The following is a 23,093-nucleotide window of genomic DNA, read 5'->3' on the forward strand; positions in this document are numbered from 1 at the left end:
GAAACCTCTCATGCAAAAAACGCTTACTTTGTTACGCAACCTACCTCGTATTACTTGGCTCGCAGGCATCACTTGTGGTGTAGCCGTTGGCCAAGCGCATGCCAGCGGCTACCTATTGCTGGAAGGCGGCAAAAGCTACGCAGACCTCTCCACTCAACCCTTTGACCGCGCCGCTACGGCCTGGCTGGCCTCCCCCACTGCCAGCAGCGCCCAAGTGAATAGCGACGACAGCGATACCCTGTGGCGACTGGGGGTAGGCTATGCGCTCAGCAAACAATTTGCCGTCGAGTTCTACTACGAAGACCTTGGTGACTACCAAGCTACCATGAACCTGAATGGCACCAACGGACAAGGTGCCACCGCGCAGCTAAATGCCACCGAAGCCGTCAAACTGAGTGGCTTAGGAGCACAGCTAGTAGGCCAGTGGCCGCTAACGTCCCACGTATCGCTGCTCGGCACGGCAGGGGTTGCGTATTTAGAAAATGAACGGCGTTACGATGCCACCGTGACCAATTTTAACGCCCCGATCCAAACAACAAATATCAATGATGACCGCCACACATGGGCCCCCACCCTGGGCGCAGGGGTACAGTTCAGCGTAACCGAGGAGCTCTCCCTGCGCGGACGCTACACCCGCTACTTTGATGCCGGTGAAACAGACAACCTACCCGCGTTTGATCTGGATCTTATCAGTGCTGGACTCACTTGGCATTGGTAACGACAAAGCGTCTAAACATCTGCAGAGGAAAATGCACCACCGACCTACTCTTTCTCTGAAAGAGTAAGCTCAACCGGCAACTAGGCTAACAGGGAGCCACTCAATGGCGATAATGCCGTTTTTACTTAACGGTGCATGCGCGCAAGACGTGGCTTGCACCAGCGTTGAAACGGCGTTTCTACGAAATACCACGACAGCCAAGCTAGCAAAATTGAAGCTCCAAGCGAGAAAACCACTGCCACCTCGGCTGAAAAATACGCTTTTACCCAATACACGGGCAAATTATGAAATAAATAAACCCCGAAGCTGATAGTACCCAAAAATGCCAATATAGATGAATCACGCACCGCTAACCTGCTATGAATGACCATCCAGAAAAGCGCACTATATAAAAGTACCATCATCCCGCGATAGGCAAAGCTCTCACCCCAAAATAGAGTTTGAGTGATGGTTTGATAATAAACCCCGCAGATGATGATGCTCAGCGCCAGACCGAATGCTCCCCATGTACACCAAGGCTGTGTCACGACTGTTCGCTTGTGGGCCTGGTGTCCCAGCCACCCGCCTAACCAGAAGGCGTACAAATGTAGCGGCATCACCCACAACTCCGCATACCCTTCCCGCCACTGAGTAACATTCAACATAACCGCCACCGCTGCCATCAACATGAACGCGGCTACATGCCATAAACGAGGTATAAAACTGGGTAAAAAAGCAAGCAGGGCAAAGAAAGTAAAAAAAACCGGTAGCGACCAAAAAGGAGGATTCAGTGCAAATGCCGTCGCGCGGTCTGGGGTAGCCAACAAAAAAATCAAATGATGTGCTATCAACTCTGGCCACTCTTCCAATGGCACCTGCCGAACCAATAAATAAGCCAACACCGCCACTAGAAAAGCCGGGTATAAACGCGTTAGCCGCTTTGCTAAATAGTACCATCCACGGCTACGCTCCCAATTAAGTGCGTAGTATCCCGATACAACAAAAAAACAGCCAGTACCATAGCTATAAAACGGTGTATTGAAATACTGGCTTGCGTAATGCGATGCCACTACCAGGGCAGCACCAAACACTTTTATTAAGTTTAACGCATTGAATAGAGAAGGTGACATTGAGCCTTTCGCTTGCGGAAAAATTTGTTAGTGTAGCGCAATCACTATGATTTAACACCTCCACCGCAGCTAGCAAAACCAAACGGGCCCCCTTAGTGTTAACCAAGGGAAAAGCACACTTTAAGAATAGGTAAAAAAAGCGACAACGCTTGTCGCAGCAAGCAAGTGCCAGCTATACCGTGTTTTACCGGCAATGATAGCTATCAATAACAAAATGATGGCCGCCGATGCAAAAAGCACTCTTTCTTGAGAAACATACATGGTGGGCGAAAACCCCAACATACATGACGGTATAAAAGAAAGCACAAATAGCAATGCCGTATATACTTTAGACTTATTAAACTTCAGATTCTCCAAAAGAGCAAAGGTAAGCGCACCAGAGAAAAAAATCCCAAAAACCATTGCTCTGATAAAGTCATGAGAAAATGCTTCACGATAAGGTACTTGATACACCCCCCCTATAAAATCAATATTACCTGTCAACTCGGAAAAGTCAGAACTTGTATAGCCAAGTATATAACCAGACGTTAACATAATAAAAAGCAAGCTAACTGTCGCTATATATTTAGACAGCCTTGCATTATATCTTAACACTATAATGGCACAAAAAATGATGCTAACCCAGCTACCAATGTAGAAAAACTGGTACAAACCCAAACTTATACCAAAATATGCTTTCTCTAAAACACTCATGTCCAAAAATTCAGGAAAGTAGTTCCTAGCAGAAAAAACCATCCTTCCAGCATTTCCATCGCACAATATAAAAAATGCAAAGCCAATAAAATTGGCCAGCAAACCAAATCCAATCATTTTATTATAAAAATACTCACGTCTTAATATAAAAAAGAGGAAAAAATGAACTACAAAGTTCACAACCATAACTTGTTCATTAAAAGAACTAAAAACAGCAAGAATAAGACCAAGAGCAATAGTAGAAACACTCAGTTTCTGACCGATTATGCCGTACTTAACAACAGCCCAATAACATAACGAAGCCGTAACAGGCCACAAATAATTAATGGAACCTGTTACCCACCAGACACTCCAATGCATCATGTTAGCAGGGATTAGCCAGAAGCAAGCCATCACCAAGGCAGATATATTTAAACAAATTCGACTATCTTTGCTCGCTAAGGAGGAAATAGCAAAGCACATACTTGCAATAACGATGGCATTCAACAGCATCCAAAGCGTTGTATGCGTTACCAGAAGAATCGTTACAAGGTCAATTAAAGACCGGGAAGACCACGTCGAGTAGCGGTCTACAAGCCACGCAAAGATGTCACCGCTATTAGCGACAGCTGCATACATTTCATCATCAGAATTCAATGCGGGGCCAGCAGCAACCTGTATAAACAAAGCAGTCAACAGAAGCACCAAGTAGAGACAGCCTCTGCGCGTAACATTAATCTTCATCGCTGTCATCCGTCAGATACACAGGTCTTTCCTTACTTTCGATATAAAGTCGACCAACATACTCACCTAAAACACCTATCGAGATAAGCTGAACTGAACCAAAGAATAATATAGCTGACATGATAGACGCGTAGCCAGGCCAGTCGACCCCAAACATCAATGTACGAGCGATAATAAAGGTCATATATACTAGGCTCAGTAGCGCAATGCATATTCCCACATAGGACCAAACACGCAACGGCCATGTAGAAAAGCTAGTAAGGCCGTCGAGCGCAAAGTTCCATAGCTTCCAGGCATTCCACTTTGTCTGGCCTAGATGCCTTGCTGGACGGCTGTATTCTACTCCAATAGAGCGATATCCGGGCCAGGCAAAAAGTCCTTTCATAAACCGATTACGCTCGGGCAATTTTTTAAGCGCATCGACTACACGCCGATTCATCAGCCGATAATCTCCCGCATTGGCCGGGATTTCGGTATGGGAAAGCCAATTAAAGATGCGATAAAATAGACCTGCTGAAGCACGCTTACCTGGCGAATCTTCATTTCTCTCCCGGCGCATGCCATATACCGTATCGTACCCTTCTTGCCATAACCTGAAGAACTCGTGGATCAGTTCTGGAGGATCTTGAAGGTCAACGTCCATCGGTATGACGGCATCACCGCTAGCATGATCCAGGCCCGCCGTCATTGCCGCCTCTTTGCCAAAGTTACGCGATAATTTAATATACCGAACCCGTGGATCAACACGTTGTGCACGCTTGATCTCCGCAATAGTCCGATCTGATGAGCCATCGTCGATGAACAGGATTTCAAGGATTGCAGGAAGCTCTGCTAAATGCCGATCAATCGCTTCCAGAAATGGTGCGATTGATTCTTCTTCGTTAAACACAGGTACGATAAGGGAAAGAGTGCTTTCCATAGGAATCATTTCTCTTCTGTCTTAAAGGCCCAAAGCGATGAGGCGAGGTAAGTCAACACAGGCACGCAAGCTGTTGCGATAATCACTGCGACAAGGCCATCAATGCCGAGTGCAAGGCATCCCGTAAGGATGGCATTATTTACCAAGAACCCCCCTACGGCCACCAGCAGAAAGCGTCGCATAGAGCCACGTGTCTGGAAGGTAATATGGCGATGACCGTAAAAAGAGACCAAAAAAGCCACCAGAAACGCGACAACATTGATGCTATAGGGCGAGGGATTATGAACGTAAGCGAAAAGTAACGCGGCTACCAGCATGTGAGTCACGGTAGCCGCCCCACCAACAATGAGAAACCGAAACAACCGGAACACATCACGGTTGAACAGTCGGACGAGTCGTCGCATCAAGCTTCTTCCAAAACAGCGAAGCTAAGACAAAGGGCTATGAATTGAGAAAACTACACAGCATGTCAAAGATAAACTAGAGCCTCTAATAACGACATTAGAGGCTCAGCAATTCAATTTTAGTGGGTGTTCTGCACAGGCAGTTCTTGCTTGAGGGCATTTGCATAAGCCGTGCGTGCGGTTTGAGCAATTGCCAGCTGTTGGTTCAGCCGCTGAACTTCCTGATCGGTCACACGTAAATTAACCAACTGGTTACGTGCGTTCTCAGATAAGTCGGCAAGGTTATACTCATGACCATCGATTGTTACCGTTTTTGGATCTTCTTTCGCCATGTGATAATGCTCCATTTATGAATAGTCGAGAAAGATATAGCATTGTAACAGCTATGATGGAAGGCTTTCGCCTGACACTGCCATTGATGCCTTTGCTACAAGGGCAGTGATTACTCACTTTCTAAAGGGATAAACGCCAGCGCTTTCAATACCCCATCAACATTAGCACCCACTGGCAAGCGCTGGGTGACACGTGTTGGGTGCCGTAAAGCGTACGGCTTCAACGCGCTAGCAGGTAACGCAGCAGATAATGAAGGCACGCAGCGGCGTAGCAATAGATATTGCTGAACCGTCGAGGCATCATCCTGTACCTCGCCCCAGCCCACGGCCCCGTACCCTTTTACATACAGTAAAACACGATCGCCAGCACGATACAGGTTGCTTGCATTGATTGTGTGCAAGTCGAGCTTCGAGGGGTCGGAAGGGAGAGTAGCCTCAGCGAACGCCTTAGGTACAATATGCCAGAAATATCGAATGCGGAGTGTACTCTTTCCTTGCTTTGGGCAGCGTGCAACCGGTTGGGGTAAGGCTTCGCGCAGTTGCGCTTGGCACAACTGACGCACAGAGGACTGATAGGCAAGCCGAACCTTCAGTTCTTCTATGTGCGCCTCCACCTGATTTAAATTAATGAGCTGTTTACGCGCATTTGTACCTAACGCCCAGGTTGGGAATCGGCGGCCTTCAATAACAACGCTTTTGGGCAGTTTTGGCATTACGTTTCACGCTCGTCACCTAAAAATAAATGCAACATTCTACTGAACTCATAGTCATCGGTAAAAATATTTCTGGTCTGACTATTGCTCAGGCTTGGAGCGATCAATACCGCACGCTCATTTTTATAAAAAGTAGCTAATTAATAACGCCACCAAAGAGGGCTACGGTAGGTGGCAACTAACACTCCACCAGCCCTCATTTAGGGGCCATTATTAATCATCAAACTCAAAACTAATGCTGTCATCACCGCTATCAAATAGCGACTCCAAGTCGACTTTTGACGGATCCTGCTGAGTCCAGTTTTTATGAAGCCCGTATAGGCGAATAAGCACATCAAGCCGATGTTGAGAAAACAGCTGCCCGTAAATGATTGGGAAAGCACTGACTTGGCGTAGAGCATCTAACCTATCGACTGGCAATTCCCTTAACGCCTGTTCATCTATGCGGTAGAGCCCTTCTAGAGCCTGGAGTGGCGCCCCCTCTTGTGTGGCCATGTTTATCTTCCAGGGCATAATCAGCCCTAAACTCGACAGAATATTGACCGCTTTTTGTGTGGTACGCCGCTGTTGCTCATACTTAGTTAAAAACTTAATAAGTTGACCAAGCTGCTCTGCTGGCTGGCCTTGTTCATCAAAAAAGGGGTGACCTTGGTCACCTACGTTGTCAAGCACCAGACCGCTATCTTCATCGATCCCCAGCACATATTGTTTCTGCTCTTGATTATGTAGCAGCTGGAAAGGGTAGGCTCGCACCGAAGCTGGGCGATAGCTACCTATCCACCGCCCATCGGGATGAACAAATAAATTGCGCTGCTCATCTAATGAGCAAACTGCTACTAACTCGTAACTGCCGTCTTGCTGTTGACGAAAACCAGTAGGCATGGTGGATAGTGCGTGGGGCAGCTCTTCAGCCACCAAGGGAATAGCGCTTTGCCCGGCGATGTAGCTGTGGTCAGCCGGCTTTAGCCAACCTTTACCTTGGTGAAGGTCACTGGAAAGAGGAATAAAGCGAGACATAATATCCTTAATAAAAACGAACAAGCATTCGTAGCAACTGGGCCTCACTGGGCTCAGCCAAGCTACTTCCACAATGATAAAGACAAAGAAAGGAGGTATTAGTTCTTTAAAACGAAAAACCCCCGGCAAAGCCGGGGGTTCTTTCGAGTAGCTATCAGCTATGCATTAAGCAAAGTTGGCAGCATCGAAGGTCTGAGTTTCACCGAAGTCCAGGATGCCCAGCAGCTCGACATTGAAGTCTTCGCTGTTGGCAGCCGAGGAAAGGTGGAACGCTTTGTACTGGCCAGTACCACCGCCATCTTGCACCAACAAGACGCTATCAGTATCTCCAGCAGCCGTTGATGTGCCAGCGTAGTCTGCAGCGATATCTGCAGCATTCAAGTTGGCCCAAGTAACGCCATCACGGTCATAGTTACCAGCTGCATATGTTTCAACATCAACAGCTTGGTCGTCATTTGCGATGCTGCCATCAAAGTCAGCCGCGCCGCCAAGGATGCTAGTGAAGTCAAGAATGTCGTAGCCAGCATCAGCGCTGTCAGACTCAAAGTTCACAATGCTGTTACGGTCGAATACGCCGTCGATTTTAACAGTATCATTGCTCTCTGCGCCTGTGCCGAGAACGATAACATCGTTACCAGTACCAGCATTGATAACGTTGTCACTTTCAGCAAGGCTATCACTACCGCCACCAGCATATACTTCACCGTTACCTGTGCCATTGCTTTCGTAGGCATAGATATCGTCAATCTTGTCAAGCTCTGCAGACGTATTCAGGTTGCCGTTATCAGCTTCTTCCTGAGTCAGCTGCGGACGGCCAGCTGGGTTGTTAACACCTGGCTGTAGCGGTGTGCGGAAATCAACACTCAGATCATCAGCATTTGCGCCATCAATCAGCGATACGATGTCAAGAATGTTGCCGTTACCATCATTAGCTTCAATCAGGTTTGTCAGAACAGCGTCGTTATTTACCGCATCCTTAATCGCCTGGTTGATTTGCGCTGTAGTAGTCCCGCTGTCGGAATGAGGAACGTTAACCCATACAGACTCAAAACCTTTAAAGCTAACTTGCACCTGAAGCTTGATAGCGTCGAAGGTTTGGTCAACAGCATTGGCATCATTAGATAAGTCTGCATCGCTGTTAGAGATGCCAGAAGCCTCAATCGATGCAGCATCCGCTGTAGAGTTAAACTCCCAGCTAGTCGCTTCTTGAGCAGCGCCTGTTGCTAGGTTTACCAAGCCTGAGTTATCGGCGTAGATAACGTCGTTACCAGCACCCGTTTTGATGGTGGCATCGCCAGCACCCCAAGTGCGTACAACATCGTCACCCGTACCGGTGACAATCGTTACCTGCTCTTTACCAAAATCTTGGTTGAGCTGTTGGTTAACGACGTTAGTCGGTGTATTGGTGTCAGCATCTACGATAACCGTCTCAACAACGTTGTTACCATTGCCTGCATTGATGTTCAGCAGAGCGTCTTCACGCTGAAGCACGTCTTCCTGAATAACCAAAGAGATTTGGTCATCACCACCAGCAGTCTGGTAGTTGTAGTTAACGTTGTCATCGGCAGGGTTAGCCTGATCGTCTTGAGCATCTAGATCGCGGGCGATAACGTCTTCAGTGATGTAAGCATTTAGCTTAACGTCACCGTCGAAGTCTAGACCGTTGAACTTCTCAACATCTACCAAGCCAGTAATGTTCTGATTGGCACTAGAGTCGCCAGCAGCAGAAGTAGCCCAGGCACCTAGCAGCTCAGCAACACCGCGAACGCCTTCACCAGTCACAGCCTGCTGGCCTACATTGAAGTAGCCGCTACCAGTTAGGTTGATCTCTTTCAGGTGCTGACGGTACTGACCGTTGTTGTCAGTATCACGTGAAGCCAGTTCAGATAGCCATACGCCGTTCTCAGCGTCGACGTTGAACTCTTCAACACCTTTGTTGGAGTTAGACTGACCCGCTAGGTTAATAGTGGCGCCTTGCGAACCGTAACCAACGTTATCAAGATCAAGGTTGGTAGAGATCAGATCGCGAACAGACTCAGGTGCTTCGGTAGACAGGTCACCGTAAAGGGTGAAGCCGCCAGTTTCCTGATCACTGTACGTGAAAGAACCACCGGAAATCTCACGACCTTGAGCATCAGTCAGGATAATGGTGCTACCTACTGCGCCCGGGATCGGCTGACCACCGTCAGTTGCGGTGAAGCTAGAACCGATTTCTGCGGTAAAGCCAGCGAGGTCGCTGTCGTCCGCAATTGCTTCACGGATAGCAGACAGCAGCTCTGGGTAGGTTTTAGCTTCGAAGATAGCATCGGAGCGCAGTACAGTCGCTTCACCGTCAACATTGAAACGAATACCGTCGATCGGCAGGTTACCCAGCGGCTCAGCAGTACCTGCAGCACGGATATCCAGCAGCTCGATGAACAGCTGTGAGTTGGTGTTGCGTGACTCGGAAGTCAGCAGCGGGCTCAGGAACAAGCCTTGGTAAGTTTCTTCTTCACCCAGCTGATTGCTCAGGTTGAAGGTATAGTCAGCAGAGTTAGTCACCGGGCCACCGGCAGCATCCCACTCGACCTTACCAACGTTTGCGACAGTCTGAGTATTACCAGTACCGCCCACTTGCGGCACGAGTTCGCCGTCAGCATTAACTTCGAAGTTACCTTCATTTTCAGCAGAGCTATCGAAGTTGATATTGATAGTATTGCTGGGAACGTCCGGGCCTTCGCCTGCTTCTGCTTCAATAGCTTCAATCGCATCGTTTACAGACTGCTGGTCAGCTGTAACGTTTGCTAAAAGAGTAGGCAGAGTATCGCTGCTGTAACCTTCTACGCCGCTTTCCAGATAAGCTTCGCTCACTGCGATTTTGTTGCGAAGAACGGCTGCTGCGCCTTCCAGGCCTTCAGGCGGCGTCTCTTGAAGCAGTTTTTCGCCGATTTCCATCAGCACTTGGCCTTCAGGAATGCCGTCGTCCAGACGCTGATTGATGAAGTCGGAACCACGCGTGTAACCCGCGCTACCTTCTTCCAAGCCCAAGCGGCCTAGAATCACATCAATTTTTTCTGCACGAGTGGCGCCTTCAGAGAACTGGCTGGTGTACGCTTCGGTGCGCGCCAGGTCAGTGCCTAAAGCATAAAAACTGGGATCGGCATCGATAATTGCTTCAAAGCGATCGAAAGATGCTTGATCTGGGGCAAAGTTGAACATGAAAGATGTAACACCTAACAGGTTCGTTTTTTGCTGTTCAGTAATAGCCATTGAGATAGAACTCCTTGCATTCTTGACAACGTTGTCGGGCTTCAGTCCTGAGCCACGCGAATAGACGTTAGCACAAGCTCAGATACCTCACCACTTTGCTGCTTGCGGTTTTGCGATATCGCAAGGCGATAATAGCAGCTTTTTGCTATTAGCCAATATTAATTGGCTAAATTCCCCAAGCCAGCATTTCGGTAATATGCCTATTAAGTTTGCTGCATGCAAGCACCCCAAGGCATACAAGGTGGTTGAAAGCTTTAATTTTTCGGCCTGGCTCTCTCCCGAATATCGGTTTTTTGCAGTCATTAAAAAAACATTGTTCGCTAACTTATTGTTCTGGCGCAGGCCAAACAGCGCAACTCGAACGACCACTGCTTTTTGGTTCTACCTGGCCTGGTTGGCACCCAGTAGCGCTAAGGGTAAGATAGCGCCCTTTGTTCACCTTGGAGCATGCTTTGGCTGCCGACCTTTTTTCACGTCATCTGCATTTACTATGGCAGTTCACACGCCGCGATGTGGCCGGGCGTTACCGCGGCTCGCTATTGGGCTTAGGCTGGACTCTGCTTTCACCTCTTATGATGTTGGCTGCCTTCACCTTGGTGTTTTACGGCTTTTTTGAATTGAAATGGCCAGTTGAGGCAACAGGCACGCCACAAATGGATTTTGCTTTACAGGTCTTTGTCGGCCTCCTGGCCTTCAACTGGTTCGCAGAAGTGGTCAACCGTGGCCCAGTGTTGATAACAGACCAACCCAATTTGGTTACCAAGGTAGTGTTCCCTTTATCATTGCTAGCGTTTTCATCAGTATTGGCGGCGAGCTTTCAGGCTTTGATCAGCCTTGTACTACTAATGCTCATTACCGCTTTCTTGGTTGGGGGCAATATAACCTGGCTAGCGCTTCCTTTGGTGCTATTACCCTTTATGGCCTTATTGGTGGGTATTTCGCTATGGCTAGCAGCACTAGGCGTCTATTTGCGCGACCTAGGTCCCTTCATGGCGCTAGCGACGTCGGTGCTGATGTTTCTTTCACCTGTTTTTTACCCTCTTTCCAATGTGCCACCCGAGTGGCAAAGCCTTTATTTGCTCAACCCTTTGGCGTTACTGATTACCCAATTACGTGATGTGCTATTTATGGGCGCCTGGCCCAGCCTTAAAGTGATTACCGGTTTGGGGGTAGTCGCCACACTACTATTGACTAGTGGCTTTTGGGTATTTAATAAGCTACGCGGGGGGTTTGCTGATGTACTCTGACACCCCCTGTGCGACCGTAGCCCGCGCTGAAACAGCTATTGCTTTGGAGGGCGTAAGTAAAACCTTTTACCGCTATCAACGACCATTAGACCGGCTATTGCTACAATTCAAGGGTCTCGCCCGGTTCGCAAGATACGACACCATTAGTGGCCTAAAGCCCCTAGACTTAACCATTCAGCGCGGAGAGGTCGTTGGCTTAGTGGGCCGCAATGGGGCAGGCAAGTCGACGTTATTACAGTTAGTGTGCAACACCCTTTCCCCTAGCGGAGGAAGGCTGCAGGTCAATGGTAAAATTGCAGCGTTACTTGAGCTGGGGTCTGGCTTTAATCCGGAGTTTACTGGTCGCGAAAATGTATTTATGTCGGCCGCTATTTCTGGTTTGAGCCGTGCAGAAGTGCAGGCCAAATTTGCAGAAATTCATCAATTTTCTGGCATTGGCGATTTTATAGACCAGCCAGTTAAAACCTATTCCAGTGGTATGTATGTGCGCTTGGCATTCGCCGTGGCTACCAGCGTGGAGCCTGATATTTTAGTCGTCGATGAAGCGCTCTCGGTAGGTGATGGTGCCTTTGCGCGCAAGTCGTTCGACCGTATTATGGCGCTGCGCGATACTGGGGCTACTATTTTATTTTGTTCGCATTCGCTCTATCAGGTGGAGGCATTGTGTGATCGCGCTTTATGGATAGAAGGCGGAGAGGTGATTGCCGACGATTCGCCTTCGCTGGTGGTGCCTCGGTACGAGCAATTTTTAGCCGGCGACGAGCAAAAAGAGCGTGGGGTTCGTCAAAGCGCTGCTCAAGACCAGCGACGCGTTTCACCGCAAGGTAGCGCGCGCCTAGTAAGCACGCAAGTATCCATTGACGGCCAAACTGCTAATGCTCGCAACGCAGTGATTAGCGGAGAAAGCCAGCTTAGCGTCAAGATTCGTTTTGCCAGCGACCCGTTACTCCCCTGCCCTGGTATTGCGGTAACCATTTCAACAACATCTGGACAAATTGTTACTAGCGCGGGTAGCTGGGAAGCCGGTGTTGAGGTTCAGCGCAACCATCAGGGCGAGGGAAGCGTCGTGCTTGATTTTCCTCAGCTAGCGCTATTAAAAGGTGAGTACCATGTAGGTGCTTACCTGTTTTGCGAGCGCGGGCTGCACAGCTACGAGTGGGTTGACCCGGTCAGTAGCTTCCATGTTACGCAGACTGGAATCGCGCGGGGCGTAGTTCGCTTGCCCCACCGTTGGCACTCTGTACCCAATAGTGCAGACGACCATGTTTAACAACGAATGGCAAACGCGCTGGGCTGAACCTAGCGATTTACCGGTTTTGTTGGCGCTTTTTGAACGCGTATTTGGCCATGCTATGCCGCTTGAGATGTGGCAGTGGAAGTACAGGTTTGCCTCCTCACCCGGCGTAGTATGTGTACATAAAGGTGACATCATCGCTTTCAATGGAGGCATGCCACGCAAGGCACTGGTGAAAGGTCACCCCTGCTCTATCGTGCAGATGGGCGATGTGATGGTTGACCCCGCTCACCGGGGTATCTTGACGCGCCGGGGCCCATTTTACCGGGTAGTGCAGGCTTTTTTTGCCGAGCAAGTGGGTATAGACCGCCCTTACCGCTATGCTTTTGGCTTCCCCCATGCCCGCCATGCCCGTCTGGGTAAGACATTAAAGCTTTACTGTGCCACGGATCGCATAGATGAAGCTCACTGGCCTGCACGCGTTATACGCCGCTTTCGCAGTACAGCCACCCCAATTCAAGCTCATCATGCGTCGGTAGTCGATGCCCTTTGGGCTGATATGGTAAAGGGGTTAGGGGCATGCGCCGTCGCTGTTCGTGACTGGTCTTGGCTATCGCATCGCTATCTTGATGTTCCCGAGCGCGGGTATCTTTGCTGGCTAATCAAAGAACGAATAACACAGCGCGCTTTAGGTGTGTGTGTGGTTCGTCAACATACTGCGGATACCGTCGAACTACTGGATATCATTGCCCCTCTAAGGGCTATGCCAGAAGTTGTTAAATGTACCCAGCACATTATATCCCGGCTGGGCGCTAAACATTTAAGCGCATGGCTGACCCCTTCTGTAGCGCAGCATCTTACCGACACCCAGCCACAATTAACATCTACCGAGGTAGTAGTGCCGGGTAGCCAGGTGAATGGGCTGACGCAGGGAATGGAAGTAGCTGAGTGCTGGTGGTTAATGGGCGGAGATACGGATTTTCGCTAGCCCTGAAAAGTGAACAATAAGGATATAGCGATGAGAGAAGCTTGGTACGTTCCCTACCATGCAAGCGCTCTGGTAGGAGAACGCGTAATGGTACTTGCCCCTCATCCAGATGATGAGGTATTTGGGTGTGGCGGCGCTTTAGCTCAATTGGTAGCTCAAGGCTCTGAGATTCAAGTGATTATTGCTACACAGGGGCCTCAGGCGGCACTTCGTTTATGTGAGTCTAAGAAGGCCGCCCGACTACTGGGTTACCCAGCGCCGGTTAATTGGGCGTTCATCGACCGTGGATTAGAAGAGGCGCGAGAAGCGCTAACCCAACAATTACTCGATGCGCTATTAGATTTTCAACCTGACTTGCTGCTGGCGCCTTCTTGTTGGGAGATGCATCCAGACCACCGGGCCGCCTGTGACGCGGCACTCCAAGCTGGCACGCGTTTTGTAGAACAAAGCGACACCTTGTTAAAGATTGCCTTATACGAAATTGGGGTTCCCTTAAGTGCGAACCAATTGGTAGATATTTCATCTGTTAGCGCTTTGAAAGCAGAGGCCATGCAGTGCTTTGAATCCCAGCTAGCAGAGCAACGTTATGCTGAGCAAATCGCCGGCCTAAATCAGTATCGTAGTTATACACTGGGTCTTGGCGTGACTGCGGCAGAAGCCTTCCATATAGTGCCCGCCGATGCGGTGTCAGCCACTATGGCACTACCCTCAGTCCAAGATCAGGCGCTTTTACGTTGCGAAAAAGCACTGCAACAGTCTGAGCTAGAATATACGCATCGCATTGACTCACTACAGAACGAAAAAGCGGTGCTTCAAAAGATGCTTAAGGATTGCCAGCATGCTCGCCAGGAGGCAGAGGGAACCTTGCAGGCTATTTATGCAACTCGTAGTTGGCGGTGGCTTTCACGGTTGAAATATTTATTAGGACGCGGGTAACCGCGTCGTGCTTTTAGGAAGTTTATGTCAACGCTTAGTCTAAATACTCCTGCCGTTAGCGTGCTTATCCGCAGCATGGATCGCGACCACCTTATTTCTGCGCTGGTTTCAGCCAACGCTCAAGACTACGCACCTCTTCATATTGTGGTAGTCAATGCATCAGGACAGCCGCACCGCCCCCTGCCCAATTTAAAGGTCAGTTGCGAGCTGATTGATCCAGGCGTACAGCTGGCGCGGCCCGACGCTGCAAATATGTGCTTGCAGGCGGTTCAAACGCCTTTGGCGTTATTTCTTGACGATGATGACTTAATTGATCCTCATCATATACGTCGCTTGGTGGAAGCGTTGAACGACTACCCTGCTGCTCCTGCCGCCTATGGCGGTGTGCGGTTAGAGTCATCCGGTGGTGAGTTGCTAACCAGCATGGATTCCCCCTGGGTACCTGGTGAGCTCTTGGTTCATAACACATTACCTATCCATGCGGTGCTGTTTCGGATGGATGCTGTTCAAGCAGGGAGTTGCCAGTTTGATAAGCGCTTCTCTCATCTTGAGGATTGGGATTTTTGGCTGCAGCTTTCTCAACAAGGTGACTTTATACACGTACCTGGCAACAGCGCGACATATTGCATGGCGCTAGGCAATTCTGGTTTATCTCAACAGCGTGATATTGCCACCTATCAAGATGCAAGAAGTGCTGTGTGGGGCAAGTGGTTACCCAAGGTTAACTCTGACCACCTGGCTAAAGGCCTCGCTTCACTCATAGACCGCCTTGAGCAATTGGAGTGGGATACTGAGCAACTGCATGCCAGCGAAGCAAAGTTGCATCAGCAAAATCATGAGCGACTAGGGCAACTACAGGAGCTGCGTGAGCATTATGAAAAGCTGCAAGAGTTACACTCTTCTTTGCATAAAGAGCATAGTGCCATATGGGAACGCTTTAATGCTTTGCAGCGTGAGCATAAACGCTATATTGAGCCAGAACCAATCGCCTCCGACGCTGGAAAGAAGCATCAGACTCCCCAGCAAGAACATAGTTCATTACAACAAGAGTATGCTGCGCTCAAGCAAGCGCATGTAAATACGTTAAACCGGCTCAATACGCTGCAGAATGAAGTTAACGCCCTGCTTAACTCACGTTCTATGCGTATGACAGCACCTCTGCGCTGGATAATAAACAAGCTGCGTCAGATGCGTTCAGATTTTTCTGGGCGATCACTGCTCTCAGCAACTAAAACTGCGTCTAGCGCCCAACTGCCTATCGCGAGTGCTAAGCAAAAGCAGCCCGCCGGGCCCGTGGACATTATTGTTCCTGTTTATAAAGGATTAGAGGAGACACGCGCCTGCCTGGAAAGCGTTTGGGCTAGTGAGCCTTCTCACGCTTATCGACTCATCGTGATTAACGATGCCAGCCCTGAAGCAGCACTCACTGAGTGGTTGCGAGAAGCCTCAAAGGCACGGCCTATGGTGCTGTTAGAAAATGAGCAAAACCTAGGTTTTGTGGGAACCGTCAATCGTGGCATGGCTTACTCACACAATGCCGATGTTGTATTACTCAATAGCGATGCTGAAGTTGCCAATGATTGGCTAGATCGCTTGATTAAAGCAGCCTACCTGCCCACGACCCGTCCCGCGGCTAGCGTTACACCTTTTTCGAATAACGCCACTATTTGTAGTTATCCACGTTTCTGCGAAGACAACCTTTTAATCGAGGGGTATACGCTACCGGAACTGGATCAGCTTTTCGCTCAAACCAATGCTGGCCAAACGGTTGAGATACCCACGGGCATTGGTTTTTGTATGTATATCCGACGCGAAGCATTAGACGCAGTAGGACTATTTGACGAAGATAATTTTGGTAAAGGCTACGGTGAAGAAAATGACTTCTGCATGCGCACTTTAAAAGCAGGATGGTGTCATCTGCATGCACTGGATGTTTTTGCTTGGCATAAGGGGAGCGTTAGTTTTGGCGATAGCCAACCTGAACGAGTCACTAACGCGCTAGAGGTACTCCATACCTTACACCCAGATTATGAGGCGCGCGTTCATCAGTTCATTCAGCAAGATCCTGCTCAACAAGCACGTCTTGCCATTGATGTTGCCCGCTTGCGCAATAGCACTAAGCCACGCGTATTGATGATTAATCATCAGCGGGGTGGGGGAACAGAACGCCATTGCCGGGAGCTTGCAGACACACTAGTGAATGAGGTGGAGTGGTTAATGCTTCGTCCAAGCCCAGTAGGCGGAGCTAGGCTTTCTCTGCTAGACGAAGCAGAAGCGATGACGCTTGATTATGTACTGCCCGATGCTTTCGATGAAATGGTCGAAATGCTTAAAGCACTTGGGGTCGTGAGGGTTCACGTACACCATTGGCTGGGCTTCAATGACAGTATTCTAGAACTCGCTAAACGGTTAGGGGTGCCGCAAGATGTGACGCTGCATGATTATTACTCAGTGTGTCCGCAAATATCACTAACACGCGATGATAACCGCTATTGTGGAGAAGAAGGAATTCAACAATGCCAGCGCTGCTTGGCTCAGCAGCCAGCTCCTGATGGCAGTAGTATTACTGAATGGCGCGAGCGACATGCTGAGTGGCTACTTGCGAGTGATCGTGTCATTACCCCCAGCCAAGATACTTCAGCGCGGATAAAGCGCTACATTCCAAACCTGGATATAAAGGTTGCAGTCCACCCTGATCAAGAAAACGATACGTATCCCCCCCCTGCTTGGCAACCACCTGAAATGCACGAGCCGCTGCGGGTGGCCGTCATCGGCGCTCTTTCGGCTATTAAAGGTGCGGATGTATTAGAGGATGTTGCCGCTCAAGCAGCCAAACTGGGCTTAAGCGTTGAGTTCCGGCTCTTTGGTTTTGCTTATCGTGCCTTTAAACCACTCAAAAACCTCTCAGTAACAGGCGCTTACCAAGACGATGAATTACCTACATTACTGAATGAGTGGCGGCCACATATTGCTTGGTTTCCGCCTTTATGGCCGGAAACTTATAGCTACACACTGAGTACCTGCTTGGCGCTCGGCTTGCCCATTGTGGCTACCAATATTGGCGCTTTACCAGAGCGTCTGAACGCGCGTCCGCACTCGTGGCTACTGGAGTGGGATAGCACCCCTAACCAGTGGTGTCATTGGTTCTCTTCTTTTGCACAACGCCCCGAATGTGCCGTTGGCTCAACGGCAGCCGAACATACATCATGGCCTACTATTCCTACCCCTTTTTATGCACAACAATATGCTGTTGATATAGATGCTGCTATTCCAAATAACAAACTGCCCAGTTTGCCCTCTCAATGGCAAGCTCATGCCTCTCATCCTGATACTAAGGCTATGCGAGCACGCAAAGCCTTAGTATCCATGCTCTATTGGCTTAGGGCACAACCATTTTTACGAGAACTATCTCGACATGTGCCAGCGGGCTTGCAGCGCAAAGTTAAAAGCCGTCTGCTGAAAGAGTCATAAACCATCATGGCGGAAAAAAATTTATCTTGGGGTGTATGTGTGCCTACTCTGAACGCTGGTAAAGATTGGCGTGACTGGTTGGCTAAGACGAATGCAGCCTGTGGAATGGCTTGCAGAAAGCTAGTAATTGATTCAAGCTCAATTGACGGCACGCCGGCACTTGCTCATGAATATGGCTGGGAAGTTGTTCCTATTCAGCGCTGTGACTTTGACCATGGCGGCACCCGTCAGTGGGCTCTTAGTTATTTACGTGATTGTGATATTATTATTTTCCTTACCCAGGATGCACTAGTCGACGACCCCAGTGCGCTCATTCAGTTAGTAAAAGCTTTTGAGGATCCTTGTATCGGAGCGGCGTTTGGCCGGCAGTTACCCCATTTAGAGGCCACACCAATTGCAGCACACGCCCGCTATTTTAATTACCCTGCCCAATCGCGTGTGGTAGATAAAGGGGACATCCCTAATTTAGGTATTAAAGCAGCATTTTTATCTAACTCCTTTACCGCCTACCGACGTGATGCCTTACTAGCTGTTGATGGTTTCCCTGAAAAGACCATTCTGAGTGAAGATATGATTGCCGGCGCAAGATTATTAAAAGGGGGGTGGAAACTGGCCTACTGCTCTCAGGCCTGTGTCCTTCATTCCCATAACTACTCGTTGCTCGAAGAATTTCGTCGCTACTTCGATATTGGCGTTCTTCATCATCGTGAGGCGTGGCTATTAGAGTGGCTAGGGAACGCTGAAGGAGAAGGCATACGCTTTGTGGTGTCCGAGCTAGGTTATACTGCTAAAAAAGCATTCCACAGGCTGCCAGAAGTGATAGTGCGCACAAGTTTGAAATATCTCGGTTATCGTTTAGGGCGTCTAGAAAAACACCTACCTGCTTGGATTAAACCGATACTTTCAATGCATACTTCTTATTGGAACCCTAGGAACTAATCATCAAGCAGCGTTATCTTCTACCCCATGACTGGGGTACACCTTACTGTGCCAAGAGATAATGAATTTACCTTATATTCAACAAGTCTGAAACAAGACAAGTTCACAGCTTTTGATATCACTTTTTGCCAAGAAAAATTCATTTATGAAACTCACTAGCAATGGGCATATACCCTATGGCTTTTGGTTCACGAAACCTTTCAAAATCGTCATAGCCAAAATCTTTATATCTAATCCTAACGACCAATTATCAATATAGTAAAGATCGTACTCTACTCGCTTTTTCATATCATTGAGTTTTTCCGTATTACCCCGCCAACCATGAACCTGTGCCCATCCTGTAATTCCGGGTTTTACCCGGTGACGTTGCATATAGTCTTCTATGACATCTTTGTAATATTCGTTGTGATCCATGGCATGAGGGCGAGGGCCCACCAGCGACATACGACCTTGGAGTACGTTATAAAGCTGAGGTAACTCATCTAGACTAGTACTTCGCAAAAAAGCTCCTAATGGAGTAATCCGTGGGTCGCCATAACGTGCTTGTTGGGTGTGTTTGGCATGATGCAAGCTCATAGTGCGAAATTTATAAATTCGAAAACGCTTTCCATCAATGCCATGTCGGTACTGCTTGAAGAGTACAGGCCCTCCCATTTTCCACTTCACCAGCCCAGCAACAGCTAAGATTACCGGTAAAAATACAATAAATATGAGAGCACCTAGGAGATAATCTTCTATAGATTTCAATAGCCGCAGTGGTGCACTATCAAGCGGGCTGTAATTTAGTTCTAGGGAGTAAAGACCTACAACTTGCGCCATACGGTGATTCAGCAGACGTATATCTGTTAAATCAGGAAAGTAACGCACATTAACGGGTATACCAATCAAGCTTGCAGAAAGTCGCCTGACCTTTTCGCCATCACTCAGTGGGTAGCTGAGCCAAATCTCATCAAAATCACGCTCAAAGGCATATTGAGCAGTTAACGCCGTAATTGTGTCTATGAATGTGCTGCTATTATCGTCTTCGTAGGCATCTTTGATGCCATAACCGGCATAGGGCATGCTATGCAAACGGCTTTCTATTCGTTTGATATTGCTTTGGTGCCCAATCAGCAATACGCGTTTAATATTGGCGCCACGCGCTCTTAAACTGCGTAGATAGATATAAAGTGCCATGCGTGTGGTCATGCCTGACACTAAAACGCCCAATGCTGAGTTTCCCATCCACAAACGAGAAAAATATTGAGTGCTTTGCGTGGCAACTAATAAAAGGCTAATTAGCGCGATAGTCACCACCCAGCTTAAAGAATAGACTCCCAACATGGTGTATAGGCTTCTGCCACGCCAGGGATGGTAGAGACCTAGCAGTTCCCCCACCGCAGGCAGTAAAAGGCTACCAATTAGAATAAGAAACAGATAATCATGCCCATCCACACGGACATTAGGCATTAACCAGAGCGTGGCAAGCGAAATAATAATCGCTACAGCTGCATCAAAGCATCGCATTCCACGCCGTAACCATTCACTGCCTTGGCTTGTTTTTATAGCGGCCATAATAGTTGCTTGACTACTGCGCTACCTGCGATGAAGTAGACAACGACGCTAGTAGCTCCATGATATGATCTAGGTCGTCGCTCTCTAAACTGCCTACAGCAGTATGGAGTGCGAGCATATCAAGAGCGTAGTCGCCGACTGTGTCGACATACTTAATCCGCTGATCATAAAGACTTGCTCGTGCATCAAGCACATCCACCAGGTCTCTCAGCCCTAATTGCTCGCCGCGTTCAGCGGCTTCCAGGAATAGCTGGCTGGACGAAATAGCTTGATTTAGTGCTTCCAGGCGGCGTTCACCGCCATTAAGCGACCTTATCCGTTGGCGTACCTCTTGGACAGCGAGATTGCGCTCATTGTCAATGGCAGCCAACCCAGCTTCAATACGCTTTTCGCCTTGTCGAACGCTGGCATTAGTATAGCCGCCCCGATAAATAGGCACGCTAAGTTCAACGTTTGCCCTATAGTCTTCACTTTCCCGCAGTTCATCGTCACTGGTTCGGTCTGAATAGCTCAGACTCAAATTTACCTCAGGATAGTAGCCTGAACGCCTTACGCTTGTATCAGCTTGCGCGATTTCCTGCTCTTGCTGGGCCAACAGAACATTTAAATTTTGGCCAGTACGGGATATCCACTCATCAGGCTCACCAATATCGCCATTGAGGGTTACAGTGGTCAGCTCACCAGGGGCAGTGCCTTGAAACCTTGGCGTCACTCCGGTAAGTCGTTCTAATTCGCTAAGCGCGTTATCTAACTCATTCTCAGCTTCAACCGCGTCAGATACCGCTTGGTCATATCTCGACTGGGCTTCGAGCAAATCAACACGATTGCCAACGCCTAAGTCGAATGCTCGACTTGCTTGACGTACTTGCAGGTCGAGAGAATCTTGCTGAGATTCTAAGAGTCCTAATCGCTGCGCCGCTAAATAGGCTTTAATATAGGCTTCGCTAACTTGAAGCGCCATCTCTTGCTCAAGAACGGCTAGCTGTAACTCAGCAGCACTTACTTGGGCATCAGCAACTCCCATTTTACGCCAGCGTTCTAGGCTAAATAGCGGTTGCTGTAGCTGAACTTGGTAGTAAGTTTCGTCAATCTCCCCCGGACGCTGCGCAGGCTGATCTAAACCAAAATCGTCCGGTGAAGTTTGTATATTCGTTGAATCTTGCCATAAGTAGCCGCCTGAAGCGCTAATTCGCGGTAGCAGTTGGGAACGTGCCATAGGTATTTCTTCGCGAGTGGCATCGAGCTCATACCGCTGGCGCGTCAGATCTGAATCGTGGCGTAATGCCCTAACAAATAGGCCTGGTAGTGATGGTAAAACGTGGGGCTGCGCTTCTGCATTTGCCAGCGCCTGCAGCTCGGTTAGAGCCTGCTGATCAGCAGGCACATCGTTTTGTGCTAACGCAGATTGGCTTAAAAGCAAGACTGCAAGTGCCAGTGTACTTAGGGTAAAACATGGCGTCCGTATCATTAGTCCTCCCTGATAGCGCGGGCTAACATGTCGGTAACAGGCTTGGCGATGTAGCTAGCAAAAGTGCGTTCACCGGTACGAATCATGACCTCGGCCGGCATACCTGAAAGCAGATGCATTTGCTCGGTCATGTCTTCTTGCCCTTGTTCTGTTACACGTATACGCGTTTTATAATAACGCTGACCTGTTGCCTCATCCTCAAAACTATCGGCACTGATATGAATAATTTCACCGTCAATAATGCTTGTTAACCGCTGATTAAAAGCGGAAAACCGAATTTCAGCGAGCTGACCAATAAACAGGTTGTCTATATCGCGCGTGGGTACTCGGGCTTCAATTACAAAGCCGTCGCCGGAAGGTACTATCTCCATAATAGGATCACCGGCGCGAATAACGGCGCCGACCGTATGCACTTGACGTCCAACTACAGTGCCTGACACTGGAGCACTCACAACAGTACGGTTAACTTGGTCAGTCAGCGCTATAATACGTTCTTCTGCCTCTGCTATTTGTGCTTGGGCATCGCGTAGTTTCTCACCTACTTCGGCTTGAAACTCTTGCAAAGTAGTTTCTTTTTGCATGCGGTTTTCGCTGATTTGCGAACGAAGCTGAGCAATATTAGATTGAAACTCTGCATTCTCGCCTTCGTACTGTAATACTTGGCGCTCCAGCTCACGCAGACGCTGATTATCACCCAGTCCTTCCCGGTAGAGGGAGCGAAAATCTTCTGCCTCAGAACGTAGTGAGCCAATACGCTGATTATTGACACTTATCCGTGATTCAAGACCATCGATCTGCTCTCGCATTTGAATGATCTGTTGATCCATGGCGTTTAAGCTGCTTTGCAGCGATTGACGTCGCGCGTGGAATAGGCTTTGTTGAACAGCCGTCACTTGCTGGACTCTGTCATCGTCAATTGACATAAGCTCTTCCGGCAGTTCCAGTGTTTCGGTTCCTTGCTGTTCTGCCAGTAGACGCGCTTCCATCGCACGGTTGATATAGTATTGCGACTGTGCAATCTCCAACTGCGAGCGCACTTGAGTGTCGCTCAATACCACCAGAGGCTGACCAGCTTCTACTTTATCACCATCTTGCACCAACAGTTCCCGAACAATACCGCCCTCAAGATGCTGAACCGTGCGTTTAAAAGACTCCATGGAGACATTACCAGGGGCCACAACAGCCACAGCTAATGAAGCTGTCACAGACCAGAGAATAAACCCGCCAAGCGCTATACCTAAAATAGCGTAACCGAGCTTACGGTAGCCTTTATCACTAGTAGGCAGCTTTTCTTGAGCTTCTCCGTCAATGGTGGTTGGCCCCTGCGGCGTTACGTCGATTTCTTGCTTGGCTGGGAGCTGGTCTTTTTGATTGCTCAT

At 48.8% G+C, this 23,093-nt stretch carries 18 protein-coding genes; 7 read left to right on the plus strand and 11 right to left on the minus strand.

The annotated features are described in order from the left end of the window. Window positions 1-10: 10 nt before the first annotated feature. The gene (locus E0L35_RS19575; RefSeq protein WP_171051203.1) at window positions 11-718 is read left to right on the plus strand and encodes an outer membrane beta-barrel protein; all 708 of its coding nucleotides are present in this window, start codon (window positions 11-13) and stop codon (window positions 716-718) included. Between the two features lie 125 nt (window positions 719-843). On the opposite strand, the gene E0L35_RS19580 is transcribed toward E0L35_RS19575, so the two are convergent. The 8 genes from E0L35_RS19580 to E0L35_RS19615 form a co-directional block, all read right to left on the minus strand. Next, a complete protein-coding gene (locus tag E0L35_RS19580) occupies window positions 844-1,827 on the minus strand; it encodes an acyltransferase (RefSeq protein ID WP_027959610.1) in 984 nt (327 codons plus the stop codon). A 120-nt stretch (window positions 1,828-1,947) separates the two neighbouring features. Continuing rightward, window positions 1,948-3,243: a DUF6056 family protein gene (locus tag E0L35_RS19585; RefSeq protein WP_027959611.1), complete on the minus strand. Its 1,296-nt coding sequence runs from the start codon at window positions 3,241-3,243 to the stop codon at window positions 1,948-1,950. Beyond that, the gene (locus E0L35_RS19590) at window positions 3,233-4,162 is read right to left on the minus strand and encodes a glycosyltransferase family 2 protein (protein WP_051430573.1); all 930 of its coding nucleotides are present in this window, start codon (window positions 4,160-4,162) and stop codon (window positions 3,233-3,235) included. The genes E0L35_RS19585 and E0L35_RS19590 overlap by 11 nt, the downstream gene beginning before the upstream one ends. A 5-nt stretch (window positions 4,163-4,167) precedes the next feature. After that, window positions 4,168-4,566 (minus strand): GtrA family protein, encoded by a 399-nt coding sequence (locus E0L35_RS19595; protein WP_051430539.1) that lies wholly within the window; start codon window positions 4,564-4,566, stop codon window positions 4,168-4,170. A 119-nt stretch (window positions 4,567-4,685) separates the two neighbouring features. Next, window positions 4,686-4,898, minus strand: coding sequence for a DUF6447 family protein (locus E0L35_RS19600; RefSeq protein ID WP_027959613.1), 213 nt, complete (start codon window positions 4,896-4,898; stop codon window positions 4,686-4,688). Window positions 4,899-5,008: 110 nt separating this feature from the next. Next, a complete protein-coding gene (locus E0L35_RS19605) occupies window positions 5,009-5,611 on the minus strand; it encodes a hypothetical protein (RefSeq protein ID WP_041157901.1) in 603 nt (200 codons plus the stop codon). A gap of 213 nt (window positions 5,612-5,824) precedes the next feature. After that, window positions 5,825-6,628, minus strand: a complete 804-nt coding sequence (locus E0L35_RS19610; protein WP_138801222.1) for a SapC family protein — start codon at window positions 6,626-6,628, stop codon at window positions 5,825-5,827. A 165-nt stretch (window positions 6,629-6,793) separates the two neighbouring features. Then, on the minus strand, window positions 6,794-9,877 hold the full coding sequence (locus E0L35_RS19615) for a hypothetical protein (RefSeq protein WP_138801223.1): 3,084 nt from the start codon (window positions 9,875-9,877) through the stop codon (window positions 6,794-6,796). Between the two features lie 452 nt (window positions 9,878-10,329). Between E0L35_RS19615 and E0L35_RS19620 the strand changes: the two genes are divergently transcribed. The 6 genes from E0L35_RS19620 to E0L35_RS19645 all read left to right on the plus strand — a co-directional run bounded on the left by E0L35_RS19620 (window position 10,330) and on the right by E0L35_RS19645 (window position 18,692). Further along, window positions 10,330-11,124, plus strand: coding sequence for an ABC transporter permease (locus E0L35_RS19620; RefSeq protein WP_171051204.1), 795 nt, complete (start codon window positions 10,330-10,332; stop codon window positions 11,122-11,124). Further along, window positions 11,114-12,394 carry an ABC transporter ATP-binding protein gene (locus E0L35_RS19625; RefSeq protein ID WP_138801225.1) on the plus strand — a complete coding sequence of 427 codons (1,281 nt, stop codon included), beginning with the start codon at window positions 11,114-11,116 and terminating at the stop codon, window positions 12,392-12,394. Before E0L35_RS19620 ends, E0L35_RS19625 begins: the two co-directional genes overlap by 11 nt. Continuing rightward, window positions 12,387-13,346 carry a GNAT family N-acetyltransferase gene (locus tag E0L35_RS19630; RefSeq protein ID WP_138801226.1) on the plus strand — a complete coding sequence of 320 codons (960 nt, stop codon included), beginning with the start codon at window positions 12,387-12,389 and terminating at the stop codon, window positions 13,344-13,346. The genes E0L35_RS19625 and E0L35_RS19630 overlap by 8 nt, the downstream gene beginning before the upstream one ends. 87 nt (window positions 13,347-13,433) lie before the next feature. Further along, a complete protein-coding gene (locus tag E0L35_RS19635; protein WP_027959618.1) occupies window positions 13,434-14,282 on the plus strand; it encodes a PIG-L deacetylase family protein in 849 nt (282 codons plus the stop codon). 24 nt (window positions 14,283-14,306) lie between these two features. Further along, window positions 14,307-17,753, plus strand: coding sequence for a glycosyltransferase (locus tag E0L35_RS19640; RefSeq protein WP_138801227.1), 3,447 nt, complete (start codon window positions 14,307-14,309; stop codon window positions 17,751-17,753). Between the two features lie 6 nt (window positions 17,754-17,759). Beyond that, complete coding sequence (locus tag E0L35_RS19645; protein WP_027959619.1) at window positions 17,760-18,692, plus strand: glycosyltransferase; 933 nt, start codon at window positions 17,760-17,762, stop codon at window positions 18,690-18,692. Between the two features lie 174 nt (window positions 18,693-18,866). On the opposite strand, the gene E0L35_RS19650 is transcribed toward E0L35_RS19645, so the two are convergent. The 3 genes from E0L35_RS19650 to E0L35_RS19660 are packed head-to-tail and all read right to left on the minus strand — an operon-like array spanning window position 18,867 to window position 23,093. After that, window positions 18,867-20,246 carry an undecaprenyl-phosphate glucose phosphotransferase gene (locus E0L35_RS19650; RefSeq protein WP_027959620.1) on the minus strand — a complete coding sequence of 460 codons (1,380 nt, stop codon included), beginning with the start codon at window positions 20,244-20,246 and terminating at the stop codon, window positions 18,867-18,869. Between the two features lie 13 nt (window positions 20,247-20,259). Further along, on the minus strand, window positions 20,260-21,714 hold the full coding sequence (locus E0L35_RS19655; RefSeq protein ID WP_027959621.1) for a TolC family outer membrane protein: 1,455 nt from the start codon (window positions 21,712-21,714) through the stop codon (window positions 20,260-20,262). Continuing rightward, entirely contained in the window at window positions 21,714-23,093 is a 1,380-nt protein-coding gene (locus tag E0L35_RS19660; RefSeq protein WP_035538497.1) for an HlyD family type I secretion periplasmic adaptor subunit, read from the minus strand. The genes E0L35_RS19655 and E0L35_RS19660 overlap by 1 nt, the downstream gene beginning before the upstream one ends.

Source organism: Halomonas sp. ATBC28 (assembly GCF_005937175.1).
Classification (GTDB): domain Bacteria; phylum Pseudomonadota; class Gammaproteobacteria; order Pseudomonadales; family Halomonadaceae; genus Vreelandella; species Vreelandella titanicae.

What these genes read in the sequence shown, in the direction of transcription:
- E0L35_RS19575 (WP_171051203.1), top strand. Translation starts at nt 11, where the DNA reads ATGCAAAAAACGCTTACTTTGTTACGCAACCTACCTCGTATTACTTGG.
- E0L35_RS19580 (WP_027959610.1), bottom strand. Translation starts at nt 1,827, where the DNA reads ATGTCACCTTCTCTATTCAATGCGTTAAACTTAATAAAAGTGTTTGGT.
- E0L35_RS19585 (WP_027959611.1), bottom strand. Translation starts at nt 3,243, where the DNA reads ATGAAGATTAATGTTACGCGCAGAGGCTGTCTCTACTTGGTGCTTCTG.
- E0L35_RS19590 (WP_051430573.1), bottom strand. Translation starts at nt 4,162, where the DNA reads ATGGAAAGCACTCTTTCCCTTATCGTACCTGTGTTTAACGAAGAAGAA.
- E0L35_RS19595 (WP_051430539.1), bottom strand. Translation starts at nt 4,566, where the DNA reads ATGCGACGACTCGTCCGACTGTTCAACCGTGATGTGTTCCGGTTGTTT.
- E0L35_RS19600 (WP_027959613.1), bottom strand. Translation starts at nt 4,898, where the DNA reads ATGGCGAAAGAAGATCCAAAAACGGTAACAATCGATGGTCATGAGTAT.
- E0L35_RS19605 (WP_041157901.1), bottom strand. Translation starts at nt 5,611, where the DNA reads ATGCCAAAACTGCCCAAAAGCGTTGTTATTGAAGGCCGCCGATTCCCA.
- E0L35_RS19610 (WP_138801222.1), bottom strand. Translation starts at nt 6,628, where the DNA reads ATGTCTCGCTTTATTCCTCTTTCCAGTGACCTTCACCAAGGTAAAGGT.
- E0L35_RS19615 (WP_138801223.1), bottom strand. Translation starts at nt 9,877, where the DNA reads ATGGCTATTACTGAACAGCAAAAAACGAACCTGTTAGGTGTTACATCT.
- E0L35_RS19625 (WP_138801225.1), top strand. Translation starts at nt 11,114, where the DNA reads ATGTACTCTGACACCCCCTGTGCGACCGTAGCCCGCGCTGAAACAGCT.
- E0L35_RS19630 (WP_138801226.1), top strand. Translation starts at nt 12,387, where the DNA reads ATGTTTAACAACGAATGGCAAACGCGCTGGGCTGAACCTAGCGATTTA.
- E0L35_RS19635 (WP_027959618.1), top strand. Translation starts at nt 13,434, where the DNA reads ATGGTACTTGCCCCTCATCCAGATGATGAGGTATTTGGGTGTGGCGGC.
- E0L35_RS19640 (WP_138801227.1), top strand. Translation starts at nt 14,307, where the DNA reads ATGTCAACGCTTAGTCTAAATACTCCTGCCGTTAGCGTGCTTATCCGC.
- E0L35_RS19645 (WP_027959619.1), top strand. Translation starts at nt 17,760, where the DNA reads ATGGCGGAAAAAAATTTATCTTGGGGTGTATGTGTGCCTACTCTGAAC.
- E0L35_RS19650 (WP_027959620.1), bottom strand. Translation starts at nt 20,246, where the DNA reads ATGGCCGCTATAAAAACAAGCCAAGGCAGTGAATGGTTACGGCGTGGA.
- E0L35_RS19655 (WP_027959621.1), bottom strand. Translation starts at nt 21,714, where the DNA reads ATGATACGGACGCCATGTTTTACCCTAAGTACACTGGCACTTGCAGTC.
- E0L35_RS19660 (WP_035538497.1), bottom strand. Translation starts at nt 23,093, where the DNA reads ATGAGCAATCAAAAAGACCAGCTCCCAGCCAAGCAAGAAATCGACGTA.